Origin of the sequence: Clostridium sp. YIM B02555, assembly GCF_022320955.1 — a bacterium.
Lineage (GTDB): Bacteria > Bacillota > Clostridia > Clostridiales > Clostridiaceae > Clostridium > Clostridium saccharoperbutylacetonicum.
In genome coordinates, this window is sequence record NZ_JAKJJY010000013.1 from 65,431 (window position 1) to 77,208 (window position 11,778).

Genomic DNA, 11,778 nt, shown 5'->3' on the forward strand with positions numbered 1-11,778 from the left:
AGGGATAGATTATGTTACTTGAAATAAAGAACTTAAAGACAGAATTTAAAACTAAAAAAGGAACTGTTTGTGCTGTAAATGGTGTTGATTTTAGTGTAGATAAAGGTGAAGTTGTAGCAATTGTTGGAGAATCAGGTAGTGGAAAAAGTGTTACATCGCTTTCGGTAATGAGACTTCATTCAAAAACTACAAAAACAAGTGTTACTGGAGAAGTGTCATTTAAGGGTGAAAATTTATTGGATAAATCGGAAAAAGAAATGCAAGAGATGCGTGGTAAAATGCTCTCTATGATATTTCAAGAGCCTATGACCTCTTTGAATCCAGTATTTACAATAGGAAGGCAAATTTCAGAAGCTATTATTAAGCATGATAAAGTGAGCAAAGCTGAAGCAAAAAATAGATCAATCGAGATGTTAAGATTGGTTGGAATACCATCACCAGAAACGAGAGTTAACAACTATCCTCATCAACTAAGTGGTGGTATGAGGCAGAGAGTTATGATAGCTATGGCTCTTAGTTGTAATCCAGAACTTTTAATTGCCGATGAACCTACAACTGCATTAGACGTTACAATACAAGCTCAAATTCTTGATCTTATGCTTGATTTAAAAGAAAAGTTGGGAACAGCTATTCTTCTTATAACTCATGACTTAGGGGTTGTAGCAGAGGTAGCAGACAAGGTTGTTGTAATGTATTGCGGAAGAGTGGTTGAAAAAGCTGAAGTTAAAGAACTATTCGGTAATCCAAGGCATCCTTATACTAAGGGACTTCTTAATTCGATTCCTAAAATAGATGAAGAGGCTGAAAGATTATTTATCATACCTGGTACTGTTCCGAATCCTTTGAACTTACCTTCAGGCTGTGCTTTTAGAGATAGATGTCCAGATTGTATGGAAAAATGCAAAAAAGAACAACCTCCGTTATATAATTTAAATGGTAGAGAAGTTCGTTGTTTCTTATATGAAGAGGAGGATAAAGCAAATGGATAAGGAAAAATTAATGGAAATAAAAAATTTAAAAAAATATTTTCCTGTTGGATCTTCAGGCTTTTTCCAAAAACCTGCTTACGTTCAAGCGGTTGACGATGTTACTTTTGATATCTATAAAGGAGAAACTTTAGGTATAGTTGGAGAATCTGGTTGTGGTAAGTCGACTATGGGAAGACTTTTAGTGACATTACTCGATTCTACCTCTGGAGAAATATTATTTGAAGGAAAAGAAGTGCATACTGTTCGCAAAAGAAATAGAAAAGATATAAGTAAGAATATACAAATTATATTCCAAGATCCATATGCTTCTTTAAATCCTAGAATGACAATTGGAGATATAATAAGAGAGCCTATGAGAATTAATGGTATTGCAAGTGGTGATGAATTAGAAAAAAAACTTGATACTCTTTTAAGTCAAGTTGGACTTGCTTCATATCATAAGGACAGATACCCACATGAATTCAGTGGTGGACAAAGACAAAGGGTTGGGATAGCTCGTGCTATTTCAGTGAATCCTAAACTTATTGTTTGTGATGAGGCTGTTTCAGCTCTTGATGTATCAATTCAAGCCCAAATATTAAATCTTTTGGATGACCTTCAAAAAGATTTAGGTTTTACGTATCTTTTTATAGCTCATGGATTAAATGTTGTTAAACATATAAGTGATAGAGTAGGTGTAATGTATCTTGGCAAGTTGGTTGAACTTGCAGAGGTAGATAAGTTGTACTCAACGCCAATGCATCCATATACACAGGCATTACTTTCAGCAATACCAATTCCTAATCCAGAGAAGAAAAAAGAGAGGATTATTTTAACTGGTGATGTACCAAGTCCAATAAATCCACCAGCAGGATGTAGATTTCATACTAGATGCTCAAAATGTATGGATATATGTAAACAGACAGAGCCGCTATTAGTTGAATTAGAATCAGGCCATAAGGTAGCGTGTCACTTGTATAATAAATAAATTATTAGAAACTGCTTATAAATTAGAATTTCAATTGTAGTTTATAAGCAGTTTTTTTGTTGTAAAAAAATGTGTTTTACAGCTATTTTGAGTAAAAGTGCAAAAAGTACAAAAAACTACATTCCATAAGTATCCATTTGAGATGTTCATATGAAAAAATGTAAAGTAATATATAAAAATGTCGATATACATATAAGAGGATAACGCTGGAGGAGTTAAAATTATCCAAATTTTGATTAAATAAAATTTAATGTAAGGGAACGGAAAAATGATATGGGTAACAGTAATGGAAAAATTTTGATTGTTGATGATGCTTTGTTCAACATTAGAATTGTAACCAATATACTTGAACATGCTGGATACGAGATCCATAGTGTTAATTCAGGCATAAGAGCTATTATTGAATTAAGGAATAATAAATACGATTTAATTCTTTTAGATGTAGTTATGCCGGAAATGGATGGTTATAAAGTCAATAAAGTACTTAAGCAGAACAAAAATACAAAAGATATACCAATTATTTTTTTGACAGCCAGAGGTGATAGCAACAGTGTAGTAAAAGCATTAGATGATGGCGCGGTAGATTTTATCACAAAGCCATTTAATGAAAAAGAATTATTATCTCGAATCAGAGTACAATTAGAGTTGCAACATACAAGAAAAAAATTGGAGGAGACAAATGCAACAAAAGATAAATTCTTTTCTATAATAGGTCATGATTTAAAGAATCCAATTGGAGCAATTAGAGGATTAGCTGAGGAGTTAGTACAAAATATTGATCAATTTGATATTGATGAAGTAAATGATTTTTCGATAAGAATATTAAAAAATTCAGAAAAGGTATGTCAGTTATTAGAAGATATACTTCAATGGTCAAGGCTTCAAGGTAATAAGATTGAGTACAAGCCTTCGGCATTAAATTTAGCAGAAGTAATAGATACAAGTGTTACACTTCTTTCATTAAATGCAAAGAAAAAAAATATAAATATTAAAATGCTGATTAAAGAGGAGATTAAAGTATTTGCAGATTATAATATGTTAAATACTGTTATTAGGAATCTTATTTCTAATGCTATTAAATTTACCTATGATAATGGAGAAATTATTGTTTCAGCTTATAATGATGGGGATTTGATTTTAATCTCTGTAGAGGATAATGGAGTAGGAATGCAGCAAGAAAACATAGAAAAACTGTTTAATATAGGTTCGAATTTTAGTACAAAAGGGACTCAAAAAGAGGAAGGAACAGGTCTTGGACTTATACTATGTAAAGAATTTGTTGAAAGAAATGGTGGGAGTATTTTTGTTGAGAGTGAATATGGAAAAGGTAGCTGTTTTTCATTTACAGTTCCCCAATATATGGTGAATCAAGATGAGTAATAGAGTAAAAAAATATCAAGCAATGCTTTTTCCTGTTTTTGATATAGCACTAAATGGATTGAATTATTTCTTTCAAATTTTCATTAGTTGGTATTTGATACCTGAAAATTATGGTGTATTGAACTCATTACTTTCATTTTTAGCAATTATTTTAGTCGTAGGAATTGCATTTCAAACTTACACTGCAAAAGAAGTTGCTAAAGGTAAGCTGAAGGAGGTTAATATTGAGGGAATATTTAAAACTTCAATATTTTATATGAGTGTAGTATTTGCAATTTTATTAATCACTAGTCCTCTTATTCATGGGTTTACGAGAGGAAGTTATTCAGCAATTATCCTTATAATGATAATTTCACTTGTGAATATACTTTTAAGTATTTCGAGAGGTATATTTCAAGGTTCAGAGGAATTTTTTAATTTAAATAAAAGTTTTTATATAGAGGTAATTTCCAAAATGCTATTCATATTGGTGGCGATAAGGTTATTCCGTAATGTTGAGGTTATTTTAATTTCAATTCTTGTAGGAATGACAATATCATTAATATATGGATTAATAAAGAATAGGACTAAGTTTAAAATAAATAGAAGTAGTTTTAAAGAGATAACAATAAAAGAGCATTACTTAAAAATCGTAAAAGTCATAATAGCAAATTTTTTCTTTTATTTTTTTACTTCTATTGATATGATAATGGTTAATTTTTATTTGCCAAAGGAATCAGGTATATATGCAGTAGTATTGAAATATAGTCAAGTTCTTCAATTTGTATCTTTAAGTATAATGACTGTATTTGTAACTATGCTAAGCAACAGCTTAAATAATAAAGCGGAATTCGATAATAAAGTAAGAAAGTTATTTGCTTTAATTTTAGTTTTGAGTATTGGGACAGTGATTTTTTATAAATTAGTGGCGCCATACACTGTTGAGATGTTTTTTGGAGCTATATATAAGGAAGCTAGAGATTACCTTTGGATGGGTGTTGTACCATATATTTTTATGATATATACTTTTTTAATAATAAATATAAATGTTATTTTAGAAAGAACAAGATATTTATGGATTCTATTTATTGGAGCAATTCTTATTACAATTCTTATTACAATTTTTCATAGTAATATCCAAAGTATTTTTATAATTGAATCGATTTTTTATTTTTCTTTAATGACAATTTTATTAATCCAATTTAAAGTTGAAAGGAGATAATCTTGTGGATATAAATGACTATAAGCTAGAAAAGAGTGAAAAAATAACTTTGCTATTTCTTTCGTGGAGAGATATAAAGGCACCAAAGAAAGGTGGAGCAGAGGTTTATACACATGAAATGTTAAAAAGAATAAACTTTGATAAATATAGAATTATACATTTTTCTCCAAGCTTTCAAGGTGGGAAAGAAATTGAAAACATTGATAATATTACTTATATTAGAAGCGGAAATGCATTTTCTGTTATAGGGGATGCTAGAAAATATTATAAAGCTAATGAGGAGAATATTAATTTTGTAGTTGATCAATGTAATACTCATAGGTTTTTTACAAAGTTTTGGGTTGAAGCTAAAAAAAGAATATTTTTTATTCATCAGCTCACTAGAGAAATATGGTTCATGAATGCAAAATTCCCAGTAAGCGCAATTGGGTATATTACAGAAACTCCTTTTTTAAAACTTTCTAAAAATGATTATACTATGACAGTTTCAGAATCTACAAAGAAAGATTTGATAAAGATTGGATTTAATATTGATAAAGTGAGGATACTTCCAGAAGGAATAGAGTTTACACATTGGAAGAAAGAAGAATTTAAAGAGAAAGAAGAATGTCCAACATTTATTTATGTTGGAAGATTCGTTAATTATAAAGGAATTGATGCCTGTGTACTTGCATTTGCGCAAATAAAAAAAGAATATCCAAAAGCTAAGCTTTATATTGTAGGGAAGAAGAATGAAAGCTATATTGAAAGAAATCTTAAGCCAATTTTTAAAGAAGGAAATATTACATATGGTGGAGAAGGAGACAATAAGGACGTAACGTTGTTTGGCTTCGTGAGTGAGGAAAGAAAACTGGAGTTAATGAGTAAGTCGCATGCACTTATATTCCCATCACAAAGAGAAGGCTGGGGACTTATTGTAACTGAAGCAGCGGCAGTAGGTACACCTAGCATAGTATATAATTCCCCAGGAATAGTTGATGCTGTAGATTATGGAAATGCGGGATATCTATGTGAAGAAAATAATGTTCAAAATATTTATACTAATATGAAAGCAGTTATAGAAGATAAAAAAGATTATGAAAAACATATAGAAAGTGCATATGAATATTCACTTAAGTTTCATTGGGATGAAACGGCAAAAAGCTTTGATAAATTTATAGATGATATAATATAAATAAGACAGGGAGGCAATAAATTATGAGTAAGAGAGTTTCTATAATCTTTTCAACATATAATAGTTCAGACTATGTAGTAAAATGTTTAAAAAGCTGTCTTTGTCAAAATTATGAGGATTTGTTTGTGATAGTTGCTGATGATGGTTCTACTGATAATACTATAGATAAGATGAACGAAGCGGCAAAAGGCTATAATAATTTTAAAGTTATTCCTCTTCCACATGGAGAGAGAGGAATAGCAAGGTTTAAGGCAATAGAAATGGCAAAGGAATTAAATTCAGATTACATTTACATAATTGATTCAGATATGATTCTTAAAGATAATCTTATAAAAGATTGTATTGATTTCTTTGATAAAAATGAAAAGGTTGGAGGGCTTATTGTTCCAGAAATTTCGTTTTCCGATTATACTAATTTTTATTCAAAGGTTAAAGTTTTTGAGCGAAATATTATAAATAATGCAGGTGAGGATATTGGAAGTAATTCTGTTGAAGCAGCAAGGTTTTGGAGAATAAAGGAATATGATTCAACAGGAGGAATTAATATAAATCAAATTTCTTTCGAGGAAACACAGCCTACCATAAGGTATATTGAAAATGGAGGAATAATAAAGCGAGCAATATTTACGCAAATTCACCATAATGAGAAAAAAGCAACATTGAAAGGAATTGTTCAGAAAAAGAAATATTATTTTAGTGTCATGAATAAGACAATTGAGAGTGAAGAAGGCGGCTTGAAGAAGACACTTTCAAGGTGGTATTTTTTTAGACCTGTATTGTATAGAAAAGAAAATCTTAAGAAATATATAAAAAGTCCATTGTTAACCCTAGGGATGATTTATATGTATGTAATCTTATCCTTTATAGGAGTTATAGAAATAATTAAATCAAAAGTAATAAAGAAATAATCTGTAATTTACAGATTATTTCTTTATGTAGATATATGAATCATTATTAATTTTATGTTTATTATAAAGAATAAGTTCTTTTTCAGCTATTTCTTCATTTATTACTAATTCGGTAATTGTATCTGATTTTAATACAAGCTTATCATCGACAGTTATAAAAAATTCTTTGTTATAACTGCTCATTATATCTTTAATGTTTTCTTCAGTAAAGGAAAATCCTGAAATTGGTTTATAATAAGTGCCATATCTTTTTATGTAATCTGAATATTGTATTGCATCACGTATAATCATTTTTCCGTTATCAGTTACTTTCCAAGGTTTTGTAATATATCTAAAGATATCTCCTTTATTAATGGCTTCGACGATAAATGGAACTTGAGCATAACCAGAAAGTACAACTCTAACAATACTTGGATATTTTAATTTTAGAATTTCAAGAAATTGAAGACCGCCTATATCAGGCATTAACATATCTGTTACGATAACATCAATAGATTCTTTTTCTAGAATATCTAAAGCTTCCTTTGGACCATTTGCAAAAAACTTTGTATAATCTTCATTTTTTAATATTCGCTCGATTAATATTAATATATCTTTTTGATCATCAACAAAAAGTACTGCATGCTTGTTGCTCATAGTTTATTCCTCCACGTAAATAATTTCAATATTATCAAAATGTTGTTGCAACTCTATTACTAGTTTTTCAATCTCTTCTAAAGATTTGTTCATGGAAGCTAACTCTATTTCTTTTGCTAAGAGAGATAGATGATCAAAGCCATATCCTCCAGCAGTTCCTTTTAAGCTATGGCTTAAAAATTTAATATCTTCAAAGTTAGAATTAGTAACAGCTTCCTTTAAGGAATTAATTTCAGCGGCTCTATTTTTTAGAAAGTTAGGGATTAAATCTTCAAGTTCAATGTTAACATGCACAATATTAGTATCCATTTTTCAAAACACCTTTCATAAGACATTGTTTATTGTTTCAAGCAGCATAGCTTTTTTTACTGGTTTCGTTAAGGTAAAATTACAACCGGCTTCTATGGCTTTGTCAAGATCTTCTTTAAAGGAAAATGCTGTTAAAGCAATAATTGTAGTTGGTGGCAGGTTATTTTGCTTTTCATAATCTCTTATAAGACTAGTTGAAGTATAACCATCCATTATAGGCATTTGTATATCCATAAGTATAAGGTCATAAGTTGCTAATTTGAATTTTTCATAGGCCTCTTTTCCGTTTTCTGCATCATCAATACTATAAGGAGTTTTTTTCAAATAAGAATGAAACAAAAATCTGTTATCTTCAGAATCTTCAACTATTAATATTTTTTGGGTTTCATTGCTACTACTTGAGTTTACCTTAGGCATTATTTCAAAGGGGCAAATAAAGTTCACAGTAGTTCCAGTATCAGAAGAGCTTTTAATGTCAATTGTACCATTAACTAGAGCAACTAATTTTTTTGCAAGAGCAACATTAAAAAGTGTAAGGCGATGTTTGTCATATGCAAAGTTGCTTAATCTTGAACCGAAATCTAAGATGTTTAATAGTTCACTTTTTGGTATGCCTAAGCCAGTATCGCTTAGCGTAAAACTAATATAGAGTTTGTTGTTTTCTTCGATACTTTTAAGGTCTATATTAAAAGCTATTTCACCACTGTCAGTAAATTTAAGACAATTATCTAATAATGAAGATAAGATTTTTTTTAATTTTGCACTATCTCCAATTAAAGCAGGAGGGATTTTTTCATCATAATTATAATTAAAGGACAATCCCTTACCTAGAATTTTATTTTTATAATCATCGACTAATGAATTTACCAAGTCGGTAATGTTAAATAAACTATTGTTTGAACCATCATTGCCAGAGTCAAGCTCTGATAAACTGAGCATGGTTTCTATTAAGTCCAATAACTGTTTAGAATTGCTTTCTAGTGTGTCTAAATATTTTTTGTCCATATCAGAGGAATCTGTTTTTGTTAAAAGATCAACGATTCCTATTATACAGTTTAAAGGAGTTTTCATTTCGTGACTTATGTTTGATAAAAAACAAGATTCAGTTTTTAAAGCTTTTTCTTTTTGAATTTTTAATGATATTTCTTTTGTTATATCGTCAAAATAAAATAAAAAATATAATAGAGAATTATTTGTGTCATAAATAGGATGAAAACTAAGTGAAATATAAGTATTAATCATATCTTTTTTATAATTTAAAAGTTTGTTTTTTATTATTTCTTTATTAATAATTAAATCATATAGAGTCTTTTTAGTTGAAGCATCTAAATTATTTAAAATTATATCGAATAAATTATTTTGTAGAAGTTCTTCTTTTGAGTACTTTGTAATATTTAAAAAAGAAGTATTAGCATAAATAATAGGGTAACCATCCTTGTTAGGATCTGCGACTAAGATACCCGAATTATTAGTATTAAGTATACTAGACATTAATAATTGATTGTTTTCAATGAAATTATTGTCCATAAATCACCTCAGTTAATATCATTTTTATCTAAAGAAATATTTTTATTTACAGTAAGAAGTTTTAGTATTATTTTTAAAAAGGCTATTGAATCCTTCACTATATTTACATGTGAACCTTCTTGATCGATACATTTGACTGGCAGCTGTAAAGCTCGAAAGTTAAGTTTTTTTGCTATATACATCATTTCAAGGTCAATAGCTAGTCCAGTATTATCATGTAAATATGGAAGAAGCATTTTTGAACAATTAGCATTTATGCCTTTTAAGCCTGTTTGTGAATCATAAATACCTTTGGGTAAGAGTGGTTTTGTAAGAAGTCTTTTAAAGAATGATATTAATCGTCTTAAAATTGAACGATTTGTTGCAGAAAAATCTTTTGTTCCAACAACAATATCATAATACCCTATATTTAGGATGTTTATCATTTTTGCAATATCGCCTATTTCAAAAGAATCATCAGCATCTACGAAAATCATTACACTAGCATTTATTGAACGAAGTCCTTCAAGGTACGTACCGGCCTTTCTTGTATTCTGCTCAAGTTCGTAAGTATTCAGTTGAAAATAGTTCGAAATTGTTGTAGTTTCTTCATGTTCAACTTCTAGTAACTTATCAATAAGTTTTTGTGTATTATCTTTGCTCCCATCGTTTACAAAATAAATTGTTGCATTTGTGAAACTTTCGTCTAAAAGAAATTTTAATTTTTGAATAAAACTATATACTTTTTCAAAGCGAGATTCTTCATTATATACAGGTATAATAATTGCAATGTCAGATATCTTACTAGGGAATTCTGGATGCAATAAATCCTGAACATTTATTAAAATTTCATCAGGATAAGTTCTTCGCCAGCGCAATATTTTTGTTTTTCCATAGCCCTTTATTTTTGTTAAAATTAAATGTTCTGCAGGTGAAAGAAAGTTATTTATAAGTAATACATTTGAGGATGGATTTATATTCCGTAATCTATTTGTAATTTCAATTCCATCTGAAACTTTTTCCACATCAATAATTACAACTGGTTCAGTTATTTCGGTAATAGAATCTATGGAATTAGAATTTATTATATTAAGTTCATAAAAAGTAATTATGGATTCATAGGGGATATCTTTTTTGAAATCAGTTATAATTAAAATTTTTTCCATTTTTGATGCTCCTTTTTGTTTCATATCATAGAATGGTATGAAAAATATGCGTTAAAAATTTATTGGATATCACATATTGTAAAAATATGTGATATATACTATATACTATATCATATATTGTAAAATTATGATATATTTATATTATGATGTATAATATAAATTAGATGGTAAATAACCTATATGTAACATAATGATTAAGGGGTTGGGGATATGAAGAATACAGCAATTATAATGGCAGGTGGCAAAGGTGAAAGATTTTGGCCTAGAAGTAGAAAAAACATGCCAAAGCAATTTTTGAGTTTAACAGAGGAGGGAAAAACTCTTATTCAGCTTACTGTAGAAAGATTGAAAAGCTTGGTTGATATTGAAGATACTTTTATAGTTACAAATAAGGATTATAAGGAATTAGTTTTGAGTCAAATACCTAATATTCCAGAAGAAAATATATTGTTAGAGCCAGTTGCAAGAAATACTGCTCCATGCGTAGGCTTAGCTGCAATGCATGTTAAGAAAAAGTATGGTGATGCTACTATGATAGTTCTTCCATCAGATCATTTAATAAAATACAATGAATTTTACATAGATACTTTAAAGGTTGCTATAGATGTAGCAGAAGAAGAAAATAATCTTATAACAATAGGGATAATGCCTTCATATCCTGAAACGGGTTATGGATATATAAATTTTGAAAGAAATTTTGAAAATTCAAGAGGAAATAATGTATATAAAGTAAATAGTTTTGTCGAAAAACCAGATTTGAATACAGCTAAAGAGTACTTAGCTTCAGGAAGATATTTGTGGAATAGTGGAATGTTTGTTTGGAAAGCTTCAAGCATATTATTAAATATTAGAGAATTACTTCCTGACATGTATAATGGACTAGAAAGGATATATGAAACTATAGGTGAAAGCAATTCAGAAATTGTTTTAAAAGAAGCTTTTGAAAATATGAAATCTGAATCTATTGATTACGGAATTATGGAAAAAGCAAATGATATATATACTATACCAGGAAGCTTTGGATGGGACGATGTTGGAAGCTGGCTTGCTCTTGAAAGGATAAATAGAACTAATGATGATGGGAATGTTGTAAAAGGAAATGTTATAACCATTGATACTAAAAAATCAATTATACAAGCACAAGACAAGTTGATAGCAACAGTTGGAATAAAAGATGTGATAATTATTGATACTGAAGATGTATTACTTATTGCCAATAAAGAAGATACTCAAAATATTAAGAAAATAATTGAAAATTTAAAAATTTGTAATAGAGATTGCTATTTATAAATAGTATTCTTTATATAGATATCCAAAGCAAGAATTAGACATATGCGGAACTTACCGAAATTAAACACATATTTATTACAGCGGACTAATGAAATTTTCACTGGATGGGTTCTAAGTGGAAGGTTGCATCCATTTCTGCATGTTCCTAAAGCAAATTTATGACAAGCAGAAAGTGGAACAACCTTCTACTAATAACCATCACAGCTTAATTTCATATGCCGCTTGCACAAATATGTATTTAATTTCTAGTGT

Annotated in this window: 11 protein-coding genes; 7 read left to right on the forward strand and 4 right to left on the reverse strand. The window is 29.1% G+C overall.

The annotated features are described in order from the left end of the window. Window positions 1-11: 11 nt before the first annotated feature. The 6 genes from L3B98_RS17500 to L3B98_RS17525 all read left to right on the forward strand — a co-directional run bounded on the left by L3B98_RS17500 (window position 12) and on the right by L3B98_RS17525 (window position 6,619). Window positions 12-989 carry an ABC transporter ATP-binding protein gene (locus tag L3B98_RS17500; protein WP_077359959.1) on the forward strand — a complete coding sequence of 326 codons (978 nt, stop codon included), beginning with the start codon at window positions 12-14 and terminating at the stop codon, window positions 987-989. Beyond that, a complete protein-coding gene (locus L3B98_RS17505; RefSeq protein ID WP_238917693.1) occupies window positions 982-1,956 on the forward strand; it encodes a dipeptide ABC transporter ATP-binding protein in 975 nt (324 codons plus the stop codon). Before L3B98_RS17500 ends, L3B98_RS17505 begins: the two co-directional genes overlap by 8 nt. A gap of 273 nt (window positions 1,957-2,229) precedes the next feature. Further along, on the forward strand, window positions 2,230-3,336 hold the full coding sequence (locus tag L3B98_RS17510) for a hybrid sensor histidine kinase/response regulator (RefSeq protein WP_015390503.1): 1,107 nt from the start codon (window positions 2,230-2,232) through the stop codon (window positions 3,334-3,336). Further along, window positions 3,329-4,537: an oligosaccharide flippase family protein gene (locus L3B98_RS17515; protein ID WP_015390504.1), complete on the forward strand. Its 1,209-nt coding sequence runs from the start codon at window positions 3,329-3,331 to the stop codon at window positions 4,535-4,537. Before L3B98_RS17510 ends, L3B98_RS17515 begins: the two co-directional genes overlap by 8 nt. A gap of 4 nt (window positions 4,538-4,541) precedes the next feature. After that, window positions 4,542-5,711, forward strand: coding sequence for a glycosyltransferase family 4 protein (locus L3B98_RS17520; RefSeq protein WP_015390505.1), 1,170 nt, complete (start codon window positions 4,542-4,544; stop codon window positions 5,709-5,711). A 23-nt stretch (window positions 5,712-5,734) separates the two neighbouring features. Beyond that, on the forward strand, window positions 5,735-6,619 hold the full coding sequence (locus L3B98_RS17525; protein WP_015390506.1) for a glycosyltransferase family 2 protein: 885 nt from the start codon (window positions 5,735-5,737) through the stop codon (window positions 6,617-6,619). A 15-nt stretch (window positions 6,620-6,634) separates the two neighbouring features. Here the strand turns inward: L3B98_RS17525 and L3B98_RS17530 are convergent, their stop codons facing one another. From L3B98_RS17530 to L3B98_RS17545, 4 genes are read right to left on the reverse strand one after another with little or no spacing between them, the layout of a single operon-like run. After that, entirely contained in the window at window positions 6,635-7,255 is a 621-nt protein-coding gene (locus L3B98_RS17530) for a response regulator (RefSeq protein ID WP_015390507.1), read from the reverse strand. A gap of 3 nt (window positions 7,256-7,258) precedes the next feature. Beyond that, window positions 7,259-7,564: an Hpt domain-containing protein gene (locus tag L3B98_RS17535; protein WP_015390508.1), complete on the reverse strand. Its 306-nt coding sequence runs from the start codon at window positions 7,562-7,564 to the stop codon at window positions 7,259-7,261. A gap of 15 nt (window positions 7,565-7,579) precedes the next feature. Beyond that, window positions 7,580-9,091: a response regulator gene (locus tag L3B98_RS17540; protein WP_238917694.1), complete on the reverse strand. Its 1,512-nt coding sequence runs from the start codon at window positions 9,089-9,091 to the stop codon at window positions 7,580-7,582. A gap of 8 nt (window positions 9,092-9,099) precedes the next feature. Next, window positions 9,100-10,236 (reverse strand): glycosyltransferase, encoded by a 1,137-nt coding sequence (locus L3B98_RS17545; protein ID WP_238917695.1) that lies wholly within the window; start codon window positions 10,234-10,236, stop codon window positions 9,100-9,102. A gap of 210 nt (window positions 10,237-10,446) precedes the next feature. Here L3B98_RS17545 and L3B98_RS17550 point away from each other — a divergent pair, with 210 nt between their 5' ends. Beyond that, the gene (locus L3B98_RS17550) at window positions 10,447-11,526 is read left to right on the forward strand and encodes a mannose-1-phosphate guanylyltransferase (protein ID WP_238917696.1); all 1,080 of its coding nucleotides are present in this window, start codon (window positions 10,447-10,449) and stop codon (window positions 11,524-11,526) included. Window positions 11,527-11,778 lie beyond the last annotated feature (252 nt).